The organism is Aeromicrobium sp. P2_G6, from assembly GCF_056403535.1.
Genome location: NZ_JBFUFH010000003.1, coordinates 347,901 through 361,775 on the forward strand (window position 1 = coordinate 347,901; position 13,875 = coordinate 361,775).

The following is a 13,875-nucleotide window of genomic DNA, read 5'->3' on the forward strand; positions in this document are numbered from 1 at the left end:
GTTGACTCACGTCACACTCACGTCACAACGTGACATCCTCAAGCATTTCGGTGACCAGCGCCGCCACCGGCGAACGCTCGGAGCGGGTCAGCGTCACGTGCGCGAACAGCGGGTGACCCTTGAGCTTCTCGACCACGGCGACGACACCGTCGTGCCGGCCGACTCGCAAGTTGTCGCGCTGTGCGACGTCGTGCGTGAGGACGACCTTGGAGTTGGCGCCGATGCGCGAGAGCACCGTGAGCAGCACGTTGCGCTCGAGCGACTGCGCCTCGTCGACGATGACGTACGAGTCGTGCAGCGAACGGCCGCGGATGTGGGTCAGCGGCAGCACCTCGAGCATCCCGCGGTCGAGGATCTCCTCGATGACTGCGGGCGAGGCGACGGCACCGAGGGTGTCGAAGACCGCCTGGCCCCACGGACCCATCTTCTCGGACTCGCTGCCGGGCAGGTAGCCGAGCTCCTGGCCGCCCACGGCGTACAGCGGGCGGAAGATCACGACCTTCTTGTGCTGGCTGCGCTCCATCGTGGCCTCGAGTCCGGCGCACAGCGCGAGCGCCGACTTGCCGGTGCCGGCGCGGCCGCCGAGCGACACGATGCCGATGTCGGGGTCGAGCAGCAGGTCGAGCGCGACTCGCTGCTCCGCCGACCGGCCGTGGATGCCGAACGCGTCGCGGTCGCCGCGGACGAGCTGCACCTCCTTGTCGGCGGTGACCCGGCCAAGACCGCTGCCCTTGTCGGACAGCAGGACGAGCCCGGTGTGGCACGGCAGGTCGCGGGCCTCCGGCAGGTCGAGCGTGCCGCCTTCGTACAAGGTGTCGAGGTCGGCGCTCTCGACCTCGAGCTCCCGCATGCCGGTCCAGCCCGACTCGAGGGCGAGCTCGGCGCGGTACTCCTCGGCCACCAGGCCGACCGCCGACGCCTTGACCCGCATCGGCAGGTCCTTGGAGACGATCGTGACGTCATTGCCCTCGTTGGCCAGGTTGCGGGCGACCGACAGGATGCGGGTGTCGTTGTCGCCGAGGCGGAACCCGGACGGCAGCGACGAGGAGTCGGTGTGGTTGAGCTCGACCCGGATCGTGCCGCCTTCGTCGCCGATCGGCAGCGGGACGTCGAGGGTGCCGTGCAGGACCCGGAGGTCGTCGAGGAAGCGCAGCGCGCTGCGGGCGAAGTAGCCGAGCTCGGGGTCGTGCCGCTTGCCCTCGAGCTCGGTGATCACCACGACGGGTATGACCACCTCGTGCTCGTGGAAGCGGTTGACCGCGTTGGGATCCGCGAGCAGGACGCTGGTGTCCAGGACGTACGTGCGGCGGACAGGGCTCGTGCTCGACTTCTTCGTGCCTGGCTTTGAAGCGCGTTGTGCGGCCACAACTGTCTCCTCAACGAGCCCGCGCGCACCCTGCGCCGGCCCTACTCGTGGGCGGGAAATCGGGGCTCAGGGGCGAGCATCAACACACCTCGAACGTACGGCTGCGGGTCGTCGATTTCGGGCGCGACACGCTGACGACAGGTCACGAGCGTGTGAACAACCGGTGGTTGAGGTGCGGAGCGAAGCGGAGCCTCGAAACCACCGCTGGTTTCGAGTCCCCCGCTCGCTGGCGCGGGGGAGGTGCCCCCACTGGCCGCGGGCGGCCTACGCTGCTCAACCAGCTAGGTGCCGTTACTGGCCGAACCTTCGCTCCCGCGCGGCGTACGAACGCATCGCGCGCAGGAAGTCGACGTGGCGGAATGCCGGCCACAGCGCATCGCTGAAGTAGAACTCCGAGTGCACGCTCTGCCACAGCAGGAAGCCCGAGAGCCGCTGCTCCCCCGACGTGCGGATCACGAGGTCCGGGTCGGGCTGGCCCTTGGTGTAGAGGTGCTCGGCGATGTCATCGACCTCGAGGGTGCCTGCAACCTCGGCGAGGCTTCGCCCCTTGGCTGCCTGGTCGAGGAGCAGTGACCGCATAGCGTCGGTGAGCTCCTGGCGCCCGCCGTAGCCGACGCAGATGTTGACCCGCATGCCCTTGACGTCGGAGGTCGAGTCGGCGAGTCGCTTCATCCGTCCGGCGGACTCGGCGGGCAGCATGTCGAGGTTGCCGATGACGGCCAGCGACCAGCGCTTCTCGCCCGCGAGCTTCTCCATCAGGCCCTCGACCGCGGCGAGGATGCTGCCGACTTCTTCGGGCGAACGTTGGAGGTTGTCGGTCGACAGGAGCCACAACGTGACGATCTCGACACCGAGCTCATCGCACCACTGGGCGAACTCCGAGATCTTGTCCGCACCGGCCTGATAGCCGTTCTCGAACCGCGTCCCGGCGCCCTTCGCCCAGCGTCGATTGCCGTCGACGATCGCCCCGACGTGGTGCGGGAGGCGGGCAGGATCGAGGCGTCTGACGAGACGCCGCTCATACACGCCGTACGCGAGGTCGCTCACTCCCATGCGGGCCAGAGTAGTACCCGTCCACGCACTACGCTGAGCGCATGAGCGACCGGGAGCCCGAGGGCATGGTGCAAGAGGCTTCGGACCGGATCCGCGAGACCGTCGACGAGATCAAGCCGAAGCTGCGCGGGTGGCTGCACGCCGTCACGCTTCCTCTCGCATTCTTCGCGTTCATCGTGATGCTGGTGATCTCCGACGACATCCTGGTCAGGGTCGGCGTCGCGGTGTTCATGGTCAGCTCGATGCTGCTGTTCGGCGTCAGCGCGGTCTATCACCGCGGCACGTGGAACGACCGGGTCAAGGGTTTCTGGAAACGCTTCGACCACGCCAACATCTTCTTGCTGATCGCCGGGTCCTACACCCCGTTCTCGCTGCTCCTGCTGTCCACGAGGCACGCCTGGATCATGCTCACGCTCGTCTGGGGCGGGGCCCTGCTCGGCGTGGCGTTCAAGATCTTCTGGATCGGCGCCCCGCGCTGGCTCTACGTGCCGCTCTACCTGTTGCTGGGCTGGGCCGCGGTGCTCTACTTCCCCGAGTTCGTCGACAACGCCTCGACGGCCGTGCTGGTGCTGCTGATCACCGGCGGCGGGCTCTACACGCTCGGTGCCGTCGTCTACGGCTTCAAGTGGCCAGACCCGTCGCCGAAGTACTTCGGTTTCCACGAGATCTTCCACGCGTTCACGATTGCGGCGTTCATCGTGCACTACATCGGCGTCAGCCTGCTGGCCTACCAGAAGCACTAGCCGTCGCGACCAGATCCTCGACCGTCGTCACCGGCTGGCGGCAGACGAAGCCCTCGCAGACGTACGCCGTGGCGTGGCCGTCGACCAGGTCGCGCTGCTCGAACAGCGGGATGTCGAGCCCGACGTCGCCGGCGATCACGACGGCACCCGGTGAGGTCAGCCCCAACGCTGCCCGGTGCAGTTCCGTACGTTCCTCGCCCGAGCCGACCACCGCGATCTCCAGTGGCCCGGCGACGACCGCCTCAGCCGCGGCGAGCGTCGAGCCGGCGAAGCGGGGCACCTGCGTCGCGATGTTGGCTGCCGACGCGATGCCGGACTCAGCGGCCTCGCGATAGCGGTGCTCGCCCGTCACTGCCGCGAACGCGAGCAACGCGGCCACTGCTGCGGAGGTGCCGGACGGGTAGGCGTTGTCGGACGCGTCCTTGGGGCGTACGACCAGGGTCTCGGCGTCGTCGGCGGTGTCGAAGAAGCCGCCGTCGGGGTCGGCGAAGTGGTCGACGACCCGGTCGAGCAACGCACGCGCTCGCTCAAGCCACGCCGCGTCGCCGGTGATGCCGAGCACCGCGATGAACGCCTCCGCGACCGCGCCGTGGTCCTCCAGCACCGCCGAGTTCGCCCCGGCGACCCCGTCGCGTGACGTGCGCGCGAAGCCACCCTCATGACCCACGTGCACGTCGACCAGCAGCTGGGCAGCGGCCACGGCGGCGTCGGCGAAGTCCGGCTCGTCGAGCAGCACGGCAGCCTCCGCCAGGGCTGTGATCGCCAGCCCGTTCCACGACGCCACGACCTTGTCGTCACGCGTCGGCCGCGTGCGCTGCGCACGGGCGTCGAGGAGCTTCGTGCGTACGCTCGACCAGCGCGCCGGGTCGTCGGGATCGGCGCGCAGCTGGAGCGTCGAGAAGCCGCGCTCGAACGTGCCCGGTCCCGTGACGCCCAGCAGCTGCGCCGCCCAGGCGCCGTCTTCGACACCGAGCAGTCGCATGAACTGGTTGGGGTTCCAGACGTAGAACGTGCCCTCATGACCGTCACTGTCGGCGTCGAGCGCGGAGGCGAAGCCGCCCTCGGCCGTACGCAGCTCGGCCAGGAGGAACCGGCCGGTCTCGCGGGCGATGCGCTCGGCCAGCGGAGAGCCGGACTCCCGCCACCAGTGCAGGTAGACCCGCAGCAGCAGGGCGTTGTCGTAGAGCATCTTCTCGAAGTGCGGCACCCGCCAGAACCGGTCGACGCTGTAGCGCGCGAACCCGCCGGACAGCTGGTCGTACATGCCGCCGCGGGCCATCGCCTCGCACGTGCCGGCGACCATCGCGAGCGCCTGCGGCGACCCCGTACGCGCGGCGTTGCGCAGCAGGAACTCCAGGATCATCGATGGCGGGAACTTCGGACTCGCGCCGAACCCTCCGGCCTCGGCGTCATAGTTCTTGACCAGCTCGTCGACCGCCGCGTCGAGCTCCTCGAGCCCGAGGGCGCTGCCGACGGTGTCGGTGTTCTGCTGCAGATGGGCGAGCACGTCGTTGCTGACCTTGAGCACCTCGTCGCGGCGATCGCGCCAGGCCTCGGCGAGCGCCTGCAGCACCTGGGTGAACGCTGGCGAACCCTGCCGCGGCTCGGGCGGGAAGTACGTACCGGCGAAGAACGGCTCACCCGTCGGCGTCAGGATGCAGGTCATCGGCCAGCCGCCCTGACCCGTCATGGCGGTCGTCGCCTTCATGTAGACCGCGTCGATGTCGGGGCGTTCCTCGCGATCGACCTTGATGTTGATGAAGTGGTCGTTCATGTATGCCGCCGTCGCCGTGTCCTCGAACGACTCGTGCGCCATGACATGGCACCAGTGGCACGCGGCGTAGCCGACGCTCAGCAGGATCGGCCGGTCCAGCTCCTGCGCGACGGCCAACGCCTCGTCGCTCCACTCCCACCAGTCGACCGGGTTGTCGGCGTGCTGCTGCAGGTAGGGGCTCGTGGCCTGAGCGAGGCGATTGGGCATACCGCCACCCTAGGTGCGTCGTTCGATGACCGCATGGCGCGTCGGGCAGCGATCCTCGCGCTGGAGTCCGAGCCCGTCGACCCCAGACTCTGAGGCTCTGTGACAACATGTCCGTGTGAATCGACGAAACCTCTCTCGAGGGCTGGGCGCCCTGGCCCTGATTGCCGGCCTCAACCTCCTGAATGCCGCGCCCTACTTCATCGCGTTCCTGTTCGCGTACGGCTTCAAGGACCGCGTCACCACGGGACAGCATCTGTTCTTCTTCGCGTGCGCCGCCGTCATCATCCTGGTCTCGGCACGGCTCTCGGTCAGCGTCGTCGGCGGAGGGCTCGGCGTTCGTGCCCCGGAGGCCTTCGCGAGGTGGGCGACCGTCGCGCTCAACCTTGTCGCACTGGGCGCTGGTTCGATCGTGAGTGCGACTCACAAGGATGAGAACTCGGTGTCGGCAGACTTCTCGACGACGACGGACGTCGTGATCGCGGTTGCCCTGCTCGGCCCCGCGGTCATCGCAGCCTGGCTGACCTGGCAGTCTTGGCCGCGCCAAGGGGTCCTGACCGGCTAGCGGTCCTCGCCGTCCCAGGGCTGTTGCGCCTTCTTGGAGTGCTTGAGGAACGAGCGGGCGAGGAAGTACGTCGCGACGCACAGCGCCACGACGATGCCCAGCGCGATCCAGCCCGGCTTGACGTCGTCGTCGGTGAAGGCCGGCTCGGCCGTGACGAAGGAGGCGATCGCGTACACGTTCATACCCTCAAGAGTAGTCGCCTCCACCGCCCCAAGATGTGGCGGGTGATCAACCGAAACTCGCGAAAACTCGACGCAGAACGGTTGATGAGCCGCCACATCTTGGCGACGCGGTCAGGCGTCCTTGGCGTACGTCGCCGGCGGCGTCCCGACGACCGAGGTGAAGGCCCTCGTCAGGTGCGCCTGGTCGCTGAAGCCGAGCTCGGCGGCCAGCGCTGCCCAGTCAGTGCGCGTGCCGGAGTGGGCGGCCGCCGCGGCGTCGAGCAGGCGGAACCTCTGCACGACCCACTTGGGCCCGATCCCGAGGTAGGCCGTGAACTGCCGCTGCAGGGTGCGCAGACTGACCCCGGCCAGCTCGGCGAGCTGCTCGGCGCGGATCAGCGAGCGATCCTGCTCGGCGGCATCGACCAGCGCGTTGAGGACGTCGGCCTGGGGATCGGGCGCGGGGTCGAGCTGGTCGAGGTAGGCCTCGAGCGCCGTGACCATCTCCTCGTCGGTGGCGTCCGTTCGCAGGATCTCGGCCGCTGCCGCCGAGTCGTCAGGGCCGACGACATCGCCGATCCGCACGATCCGGCCCGACACGACGCCGAGGTCTTCGCCGAGCATGGCGTGGAAGCTCGCCGGCCTGAACGCCGCGCCGAGCACGTGGCCCGTGCCGGTGAGCGCACGGACGAACGGCTCGCGGGTGATCCCGTTGACCAGGAGCCGCGGCCGCCCTTCGAACCACTCCGCCGACACGTGCACGCACGGTTGCGGGATGACCTGCTGCTCGAACGGTTCGGGGCACTCCCAGCGGACGATCCAGTGGTACTGGAGGAACGGTTGCCAGCGCTCCGACGGCACGGCCCGGCGCACGTCGATGTGCTGCGCGGCCGCCGTCGGCCGCACGATCGCCGACGCTCCCCGACCAGTCGGTTCAGAGCTCATGCCGTCACCTCCACAAAGAGCCAACGATACGGAGATGACGGCATGACAGCCTCATTGTTCGCTCGCTGCGCTCGCTCATGGCACCAGTGTCGCGTTTGTCCAAGACACTTCCGGCCGCAGTCTCCTAGCGTCGTGGGCATGAGCAGAGCACACACCACATCAGGCAGGTTCACCGTCAAGTCCTGGGACGAGAACGTCATCGTCGACATCGACGGCGAGGGCACCGAGATCAACGGCGTGACCTATCCCAAGCGCGGGTTCTCGCGAGCCGACACGACGTACGCCTACTCCGGCGAGATCGAGGGCACGGGCACCGTCGCGTACCTCATCTCCTACAACCCGGGTTTCGCGCCGACGTCCGGCTTCGAACGCTTCGAGGGCTCGATCGACGGTCACGACGGTTCGCTGGTGTTCCAGCACCTCGGCGACCACGACGAGCAGGCCGTACGCGCGACCCTGACCATCGTCGAAGGGATGGGCACCGGCGGGCTCGAGGGCATGCGAGGCGAGGCGACGGTCGAGCTCGCCGGGCACAGCGACGACGGCTACGACATCACACTGAGCTACGACCTCTGAACATGCCACCGACCGCGAACGGGAGGACAGTGAGGACATGAGCACCGAGACGACAGGACGATTCACGCCGACCGGCTGGGACGAGTCGGTCATCGAGGACATCGACGGCGAGGGTGAGACCAAGAACGGCACGTACTACCCCAGCCGCGGCGTCACGACCGCCAAGGTCACGTTCCAGTACACCGGCGACATCGAGGGCACCGGCGCGACGACGTACCTGTTCGCGTACCGGGACAGCAAGGCCGGCCACGCAGACATCGTCGGGTACGAGCGCTTCACCGGCTCGATCGGCGGCCGTGAGGGTTCGTGCATGTTCCGGCACACGGGGTCGTACGAGGACGGCGCCGTCAGCGACCACGTCGAGGTGCTGCCGGGGCTCGGGACGGACGGGCTGGCGGACCTGACCGGATCGGCCGAGGTGTCGATGGCCGGGCCACCGCCGGAGGGCGGCTACGAGTTCACGCTGAAGAGCTGAGCCGCAGAAGCCCGGGCAATCATGGCCCAATGGCCCTAGAAGGTCGTGGCACGGTGAAAGAGGCTGGGCAACGTCAAGCGAGTTCACCACTGACTCTCACCTCAATCACGGAGCGTCATTGTGCCGAACATGTCCCCGCAAGCCAGCCCGTCCCTGCTCTCCGCCAGGTCCGCAGCCGTCGTCGGCGCCACCGCCGCCGTCGTCGCGGAACATGCCGAGCAGATCACCGCCCGGTTCTACCCACGGATGTTCGCCGAGCACCCCGACCTCCTGAGGGTGTTCAACCAGGGCAACCAGGCCACAGGAGAACAGAGCCGCGCATTGGCCGCCTCCGTCGTGGCGTACGCCGTGCAGCTCATCGACCCTGAGGCCCCGCCGTTCGACCACGTCATGAGCCGCATCGCGAACAAGCACATCTCGCTCGGGATCCGTCCCGAGCAGTACACGATCGTCGGACACCACCTGATCGCCGCCGTCGCAGAAGTGCTCGGCGACGCCGTCACCCCTGAGGTGGCCTCAGCGTGGGACGAGGTCTACTGGCTGTTCGCCACCCAGCTGATCGCCGAGGAGGCTCGGCTGTACCAGCAGGCCGGTGTCGACCCGGCACGTCCCTTGCGCCCCTATCGCGTCGTCCGGCGGATCGAGGAGACCAGCGACGTCGTCTCACTCGTCCTCGAGCCGGCGGACGGCGAGCTCCTGCCGGAGATCTCCCCCGGCCAGTACGTCTCGGTGTTCGTCGACCTCCCTGACGGCAGCCGGCAGCCGCGCCAGTACACGGTCTCCTCAGCCGCGCTGGGCACGCGTCTGCAGATCACGATCAGTCGGCTCCGGGGCACCGATGGCGCCCCCGACGGTCGCGTCTCGTCGTTCCTGCACGACGGTGTCGAGGTCGGCGACCTCCTCGATGTCAGTGCTCCGGCAGGCGATTTCGTCGTGCAGTCGTCAACGGATCCCCTGCTGTTGGCCAGCGCAGGCGCCGGCATCACGACGGTGCTGCCGATCGTCGAGCTCATTGCTCGTACGCAGCCGGGGCGACGCGTCATCGTCGCCCACGCGGACCGCACGGCTCAGGACCACGCGCTGCGCGACACGGTCCTGCACGCCGGACGACAGATCGACGACTTCACGTCGTACACCTGGTACGAGACGGTCGACAAGGGCGACCTTCGCTCGGTCAAGGGCTACATGGACCTGTCCGAGACGCCGCTGGGCGACAACATCCAGGTCTTCACCTGCGGCCCGCTGCCGTTCATGCGCCACGTGCGAACCACGTTGCTCGACCGCGGAGTGCCGGCGTCGCGAATCCGCTATGAGGTGTTCGGTCCCGACCTCTGGGCGGTCTGACTCAGCGCAACCCAGCGAACAAATCGTCCTCGGGAATGCTGGTCTCGACCTTGGAGTCGACGAGCTGATAGTCCTCGGTCGGCCAGGCCTCTTCCTGCACCTGGTGCGGGATCGCGAACCAGAACCCGTTGGGGTCGATCTGCGTCGCGTGCGCCAGGAGGGCCTGGTCGCGGACACCAAAGTAGCCGGCGCACTCCACGCGAGTCGTCAGCCGGGCCTCGTCCTCGGGCTTGCGCTCCCACGACTCCAGCCGCTCGGCGAACGGGTTCTCGAGGTCGTGCTTCTTCATCTCGTCGTCGATCGCCTTCATCCGGGCATAGCTCCAGCTGAGGTGGTAGTAGAGCTTGGACACCTGCCACGCCTCGCCCGCGTCGGGGTAGCGCTCCGGGTCGGCCGCCGCCTCGTAGGCGTACACGCTGATCTCGTGGCACTTGATGTGGTCAGGGTGCGGGTAGCCGCCGTTCTCGTCGTACGTCGTGAGGACGTGCGGCTTGAACGAGCGGATCAGGCGTACGAGCGGCTCTGCGGCCTCCTCGATCGGCACCAGGGCGAAGCAACCCTCCGGGAGCGGCGGCTTGGGATCACCCTCGGGCCAGCCGGAGTCGACGAAGCCCAGCCAGTCCTGCTTGACGCCGAGGATCTCGCGCGCGCGGTCCATCTCCTCGCGGCGGATCTCCGAGATCAGCTCCGGATTCTCGAGGATCCCCGGGTGCTCGAAGCCAGGATTGAGGATCGAGCCGCGCTCCCCTCCGGTGCAGGTGACGACGTGCACGTCGACGCCCTCGGCGACGTACTTCGCGGTCGAGGCCGCACCCTTGCTCGACTCGTCGTCGGGATGGGCGTGCACGTGCATGAGGCGCAGTTGATCGACCACGGTTCTCCTTCGAAGGTTCGAGCAAAATCCTCGCACTGTCTCCAACATCCCGCGCGGCCCGGGTTGTTCCGTCGGCAATACTCTCGGTATGACAACTCCCGATGCAGTGATCGTGACCGGTGCGTCGACCGGGATCGGCAAGGCCATGGTCGACAACTTCGCTGCGAACGGCATTCGCGTGTTCGCCGGTGTGCGGGACCTGTCCACGGTCGACGAGCACCCGCTCGTGACGCCGGTACGCCTCGACATCACCTCTGCTCAGGAGATCTCCGACGCGGTCGAGCTCGTCGCCGAGGCGCTGGGTGATGACACCAAGCTCCGGGGCATCATCAACAACGCCGGTGTCGCCGTCGCCGGGCCGCTCGAGTTCATCGACCTCGACGAGTTCCGGCGCCAGCTCGAGGTCAACGTTGTCGGTCAGCTCGCCGTGACCCAGGCGTTCCTGCCGCTGCTGAGGCAGCACGGCAAGGGCCGCATCGTGTTCACCAGCTCGATCGGCGGCCGGGTCGCGGCACCGCTCGTCGGCCCCTACGCGGCGTCGAAGCACGCGCTCAACGGCATGGCCGAGTCACTGCGTCGCGAGCTCATACCCTGGGGGATCGGCGTGTCCGTGCTGGCACCGGCAACCGTCGCGACTCCCATCTGGGACAAGGCGGTCACGGACATGGACGATGTCATCGCGGCCCTGCCGCCTCGTGGCGTCGAGCTCTACGGCCCGTCGATCGAGCCCATGCGCGCCCTGTCCAAGAGCGCCCGCACCTCTGGCATACCGGCGTCGAAGGTCGCCGAGGCGGCACATCACGCCGTGTTCGCCCGCCGGCCCAAGGCGGAGTACCTCGTCGGCGCGCAGGCCAAGGGAATCGCCGCGGCATCCAACCTGCTGCCGTACCGCACGTTCGACAAGGCCGTCCGGAAGCAGCTGTTCGGCTCCTGAGACAATGGCAGGCGTGACCGACCTCAGCTCCCGCTACGGGACCCGCACCCGACCACGCTGGTTCTGGCCAGCCGTCGCGGCGGTCGGCATCGCGATCGGCATCACGTTCGCAGCGTGGGTCGGCTTCCAGGACGAGCCCGTCAAGGGGCGGCTGTGGGGATACGACGTCAAGAGCGAGCACCTCGTGACGCTGACGGTCGACGTCATCCGCCCCGATCCCCTCGACGTACGCTGCACGGTCTACGCGCAGGCGGCCGACCACTCGATCGTCGGCGAGAAGACCGTCGACGTACCGGCGTCCAAGGCCGAAAAGACTCGCATCACGATCGATGTGCAGACCGAGCGCAAGGCCGTCACCGGTGTGCTGAGGACGTGTGAACCTCGCAGTTGAGTGCTAACGTGGGAGGTTCACCCCGGGCGTACGCCTGGGGTGCAGCACGTAAAGGAGCGCTCATATGACTCAGCCCACAGAGACCGACACCATCTGGGTGACCCGGGAGGCCTACGCGCGCCTGCAGCAGGAGCTCGAGCACCTCAAGGGCGATGTGCGCGCCGACATCACGGCCAAGATCGCCGCAGCGCGCGACGAGGGTGACCTCAAGGAGAACGGCGGCTACCACGCCGCGCGCGAGGAGCAGGGCAAGACCGAGGCCCGCATCCGCCAGCTCGAGGACATGCTTCGGCGTGCCGAGGTCGGCGACAAGCCGGCTGACGACGGCATGGTCGAGGCCGGCATGATCGTCACGATCCGCTTCAAGGGCGACACCGACACCGAGGAGTTCCTGCTCGGTTCGCGTGAGCTGCTCAGCATGGACTCCAGCGTCGACATCGACGTCTACTCGCCGACCTCGCCGCTCGGTGCCGCGATCCTCGGCAAGCACAAGGGCGACGAGGCGACCTACGAGGCGCCCAACGGCAAGAACATCACCGTCGAGGTCGTCGACGCCAAGCCGTTCTGACCTCCTGCCGGAGCGGTGACCTAGTCGCCCTTCACGTCAGCGGGCGGTGGGTTAGTTGGGTGTCGGAGGTCCGATAACCCAACTAACCCACCGCTCCTGCCTGCGTTGGGCGACTAACTCACCGCTCACTGCAGCGGCGAGGGGTCAGACCAGCTCGTAGCCGAGGGCGATGAGACGGTCCCGCACCTCTTCACGGTGCTGCGGGCCGCGCGTCGCGATCTGCACGTCGACGTCGACCTGGCCGACGCCGAGCGTCTCCGAGGCGCGATCGTGGTTGACGTTGAGCACGTTGACCTGCATCTCGGCGAGGTCCGTCAGCAGCCGCATGAGCTCACCGGGACGATCGGGGATGCGCGCACGGAACAGCAGGAACCGTCCCGCGGCGGCCAGGCCGTGGCGGATCACGTCGAGCAGCACCAGCGCGTCGATGTTGCCGCCCGAGAGCACCGCCACCACAGGGCCCTCGAACGCGTGCGGCTGCTCCAGCAGTGCCGCAACCGCCGCCGCCCCGGCCGGCTCGACGAGCAGCTTGGCACGCTCCAGCAGGGCGATCAGCGCGCTGCTCATCGACTCCTCGCTCACCGTGAGCACCTCGTCGCACAAGGACTCGAGGATCCCGTAGGGGATGTCACCCGGCAGCGCGACCGAGATCCCGTCGGCCATCGTGATGCCCATCGGCGACGTCACCGGCTTGCCGGCTGCGAGCGACGGCGGGTATGCCGCGGCATCCTTGGCCTGCACCCCGACAACCCGGATGTCAGGACGCTCCGTGCGCAGCAGCGCGATGCCCGCCGCGAGACCGCCGCCGCCCAGCGGGACGATGATCGTCTTGACGTCGGGCCGCTGCTCGAGGATCTCGAGGCCGACCGTCCCCTGCCCGGCGATGATGTCCTCGTGGTCGAACGGGTGGATCAGCACGGCGCCCGTACGATCCGCGAACTCCCGCGCGGCCACCAGAGCCTCGGTCACGCCGGTGCCGTGGAAGTGGATGTCGGCGCCATATCCCTCGGTCGCGGCGACCTTGGGCAGCGCAGCACCCACCGGCATGAAGATCGTCGCCTTGATCCCGAGCAGCCGCGCCGCCAGTGCGACGCCTTGCGCGTGGTTGCCTGCGCTCGCGGCGACGACGCCGCGCGAACGCTCATCCTCGCTCAGTCGTGAGATGCGGACGTATGCTCCACGGATCTTGAACGAGCCGGCACGTTGGAGGTTCTCCGCCTTGAGATAGACCTGCGTCGACGTCTTCGAGCTCAGCCAGCGCGAGTGCGCCATGGGGGTCACCTCAGTGACCCCTTCGAGTAGCTCGCGGGCGGCCCTCACATCATTCAGATCCACCTCACCAACGTAGTGCTTGTCCGGGTGCGCAGGTACGTTCGGACCCATGGTGACCGACGACGACCTGCAGCACCTGCGGCGATGCCTCGAGCTGGCCGCCGAAGCCATCGAAGCAGGAGACGAGCCGTTCGGCTCGGTCCTCGTGAGCGGTGACGGCGAGGTGTTCGCCGAGGACCGCAACCGCGAGACGTCCGAGGGCGACCAGACCCGCCATCCGGAGTTCGCCCTGGCCCGTTGGGCAGCGAGCCACCTCGACGCCGACCAGCGCGCGGCCGCGACGGTCTACACCTCGGGCGAGCACTGCCCCATGTGCGCCGCCGCGCACGGCTGGGTCGGCCTGGGACGCATCGTCTTCGCCAGCTCGTCGGCCCAGACCAGCGCCTGGCTCACCGATCTCGGGGTCGGCCCCTCCCCGGTCCGCGCCATACCGATCCAGGACGTCGCACCCGGCGTCGTCGTGGAGGGCCCCATCCCGGGTCTCGACGACGAGGTCCACGAGCTGCATCGCCGCTACCGCCTAGGCCAAGTCTGACCCCACACGTACGAGTTGGTTGCACTGCACAACCT

General features: G+C 68.2%; 16 protein-coding genes. 9 read left to right on the top strand and 7 right to left on the bottom strand.

Annotation, left to right across the window (positions count from 1 at the left end; all coding sequences use genetic code 11):
- Positions 1 to 22 precede the first annotated feature (22 nt).
- Positions 23 to 1,366, bottom strand: a complete 1,344-nt coding sequence (locus AC1DVU_RS12620) for a PhoH family protein (protein ID WP_476922788.1) — start codon at positions 1,364 to 1,366, stop codon at positions 23 to 25.
- A gap of 291 nt (positions 1,367 to 1,657) precedes the next feature.
- Positions 1,658 to 2,419, bottom strand: coding sequence for an isoprenyl transferase (locus AC1DVU_RS12625; protein WP_476922789.1), 762 nt, complete (start codon positions 2,417 to 2,419; stop codon positions 1,658 to 1,660).
- 41 nt (positions 2,420 to 2,460) lie between these two features.
- Here AC1DVU_RS12625 and trhA point away from each other — a divergent pair, with 41 nt between their 5' ends.
- Positions 2,461 to 3,162 carry a PAQR family membrane homeostasis protein TrhA gene (trhA, locus tag AC1DVU_RS12630; RefSeq protein WP_476922790.1) on the top strand — a complete coding sequence of 234 codons (702 nt, stop codon included), beginning with the start codon at positions 2,461 to 2,463 and terminating at the stop codon, positions 3,160 to 3,162.
- Here trhA and AC1DVU_RS12635 read toward each other — a convergent pair.
- On the bottom strand, positions 3,134 to 5,143 hold the full coding sequence (locus AC1DVU_RS12635) for a thioredoxin domain-containing protein (protein WP_476922791.1): 2,010 nt from the start codon (positions 5,141 to 5,143) through the stop codon (positions 3,134 to 3,136). The genes trhA and AC1DVU_RS12635 overlap by 29 nt on opposite strands.
- A gap of 115 nt (positions 5,144 to 5,258) precedes the next feature.
- Here AC1DVU_RS12635 and AC1DVU_RS12640 point away from each other — a divergent pair, with 115 nt between their 5' ends.
- The gene (locus AC1DVU_RS12640; protein ID WP_476922792.1) at positions 5,259 to 5,705 is read left to right on the top strand and encodes a hypothetical protein; all 447 of its coding nucleotides are present in this window, start codon (positions 5,259 to 5,261) and stop codon (positions 5,703 to 5,705) included.
- On the opposite strand, the gene AC1DVU_RS12645 is transcribed toward AC1DVU_RS12640, so the two are convergent.
- Both AC1DVU_RS12645 and AC1DVU_RS12650 read right to left on the bottom strand, forming a co-directional pair.
- Entirely contained in the window at positions 5,702 to 5,887 is a 186-nt protein-coding gene (locus tag AC1DVU_RS12645) for a hypothetical protein (RefSeq protein WP_476922793.1), read from the bottom strand. The two genes, AC1DVU_RS12640 and AC1DVU_RS12645, sit on opposite strands and share 4 nt — an antisense overlap.
- A 111-nt stretch (positions 5,888 to 5,998) precedes the next feature.
- A complete protein-coding gene (locus AC1DVU_RS12650) occupies positions 5,999 to 6,811 on the bottom strand; it encodes a helix-turn-helix domain-containing protein (RefSeq protein ID WP_476922794.1) in 813 nt (270 codons plus the stop codon).
- 138 nt (positions 6,812 to 6,949) lie between these two features.
- On the opposite strand from AC1DVU_RS12650, the gene AC1DVU_RS12655 reads away from it, so the two are divergent.
- The 3 genes from AC1DVU_RS12655 (at position 6,950) to AC1DVU_RS12665 (ending at position 9,206) form a co-directional block, all read left to right on the top strand.
- A complete protein-coding gene (locus AC1DVU_RS12655; protein ID WP_476922795.1) occupies positions 6,950 to 7,387 on the top strand; it encodes a DUF3224 domain-containing protein in 438 nt (145 codons plus the stop codon).
- Positions 7,388 to 7,424: 37 nt separating this feature from the next.
- Positions 7,425 to 7,862 carry a DUF3224 domain-containing protein gene (locus AC1DVU_RS12660; protein WP_476922796.1) on the top strand — a complete coding sequence of 146 codons (438 nt, stop codon included), beginning with the start codon at positions 7,425 to 7,427 and terminating at the stop codon, positions 7,860 to 7,862.
- A 129-nt stretch (positions 7,863 to 7,991) separates the two neighbouring features.
- On the top strand, positions 7,992 to 9,206 hold the full coding sequence (locus AC1DVU_RS12665) for a globin domain-containing protein (protein WP_476922797.1): 1,215 nt from the start codon (positions 7,992 to 7,994) through the stop codon (positions 9,204 to 9,206).
- A gap of 1 nt (position 9,207) precedes the next feature.
- Here the strand turns inward: AC1DVU_RS12665 and mca are convergent, their stop codons facing one another.
- Complete coding sequence (gene mca, locus AC1DVU_RS12670; RefSeq protein WP_476922798.1) at positions 9,208 to 10,080, bottom strand: mycothiol conjugate amidase Mca; 873 nt, start codon at positions 10,078 to 10,080, stop codon at positions 9,208 to 9,210.
- Positions 10,081 to 10,168: 88 nt separating this feature from the next.
- Between mca and AC1DVU_RS12675 the strand changes: the two genes are divergently transcribed.
- The 3 genes from AC1DVU_RS12675 to greA all read left to right on the top strand — a co-directional run bounded on the left by AC1DVU_RS12675 (position 10,169) and on the right by greA (position 11,973).
- On the top strand, positions 10,169 to 11,014 hold the full coding sequence (locus AC1DVU_RS12675) for an SDR family oxidoreductase (protein ID WP_476922799.1): 846 nt from the start codon (positions 10,169 to 10,171) through the stop codon (positions 11,012 to 11,014).
- Positions 11,015 to 11,027: 13 nt separating this feature from the next.
- On the top strand, positions 11,028 to 11,405 hold the full coding sequence (locus tag AC1DVU_RS12680; RefSeq protein ID WP_476922800.1) for a DUF4307 domain-containing protein: 378 nt from the start codon (positions 11,028 to 11,030) through the stop codon (positions 11,403 to 11,405).
- A gap of 64 nt (positions 11,406 to 11,469) precedes the next feature.
- Positions 11,470 to 11,973: a transcription elongation factor GreA gene (gene greA / locus AC1DVU_RS12685; protein WP_476922801.1), complete on the top strand. Its 504-nt coding sequence runs from the start codon at positions 11,470 to 11,472 to the stop codon at positions 11,971 to 11,973.
- Positions 11,974 to 12,117: 144 nt separating this feature from the next.
- Here greA and ilvA read toward each other — a convergent pair whose 3' ends face one another.
- Positions 12,118 to 13,245 (bottom strand): threonine ammonia-lyase, encoded by a 1,128-nt coding sequence (gene ilvA / locus AC1DVU_RS12690; RefSeq protein WP_476922802.1) that lies wholly within the window; start codon positions 13,243 to 13,245, stop codon positions 12,118 to 12,120.
- Positions 13,246 to 13,354: 109 nt separating this feature from the next.
- Between ilvA and AC1DVU_RS12695 the strand changes: the two genes are divergently transcribed.
- A complete protein-coding gene (locus tag AC1DVU_RS12695; RefSeq protein WP_476922803.1) occupies positions 13,355 to 13,840 on the top strand; it encodes a nucleoside deaminase in 486 nt (161 codons plus the stop codon).
- Positions 13,841 to 13,875 lie beyond the last annotated feature (35 nt).

What these genes read in the sequence shown, in the direction of transcription:
- AC1DVU_RS12625 (WP_476922789.1), bottom strand. Translation starts at nt 2,419, where the DNA reads ATGGGAGTGAGCGACCTCGCGTACGGCGTGTATGAGCGGCGTCTCGTC.
- trhA (WP_476922790.1), top strand. Translation starts at nt 2,461, where the DNA reads ATGAGCGACCGGGAGCCCGAGGGCATGGTGCAAGAGGCTTCGGACCGG.
- AC1DVU_RS12635 (WP_476922791.1), bottom strand. Translation starts at nt 5,143, where the DNA reads ATGCCCAATCGCCTCGCTCAGGCCACGAGCCCCTACCTGCAGCAGCAC.
- AC1DVU_RS12645 (WP_476922793.1), bottom strand. Translation starts at nt 5,887, where the DNA reads ATGAACGTGTACGCGATCGCCTCCTTCGTCACGGCCGAGCCGGCCTTC.
- AC1DVU_RS12650 (WP_476922794.1), bottom strand. Translation starts at nt 6,811, where the DNA reads ATGAGCTCTGAACCGACTGGTCGGGGAGCGTCGGCGATCGTGCGGCCG.
- AC1DVU_RS12655 (WP_476922795.1), top strand. Translation starts at nt 6,950, where the DNA reads ATGAGCAGAGCACACACCACATCAGGCAGGTTCACCGTCAAGTCCTGG.
- AC1DVU_RS12660 (WP_476922796.1), top strand. Translation starts at nt 7,425, where the DNA reads ATGAGCACCGAGACGACAGGACGATTCACGCCGACCGGCTGGGACGAG.
- AC1DVU_RS12665 (WP_476922797.1), top strand. Translation starts at nt 7,992, where the DNA reads ATGTCCCCGCAAGCCAGCCCGTCCCTGCTCTCCGCCAGGTCCGCAGCC.
- AC1DVU_RS12675 (WP_476922799.1), top strand. Translation starts at nt 10,169, where the DNA reads ATGACAACTCCCGATGCAGTGATCGTGACCGGTGCGTCGACCGGGATC.
- greA (WP_476922801.1), top strand. Translation starts at nt 11,470, where the DNA reads ATGACTCAGCCCACAGAGACCGACACCATCTGGGTGACCCGGGAGGCC.
- ilvA (WP_476922802.1), bottom strand. Translation starts at nt 13,245, where the DNA reads ATGGCGCACTCGCGCTGGCTGAGCTCGAAGACGTCGACGCAGGTCTAT.
- AC1DVU_RS12695 (WP_476922803.1), top strand. Translation starts at nt 13,355, where the DNA reads ATGGTGACCGACGACGACCTGCAGCACCTGCGGCGATGCCTCGAGCTG.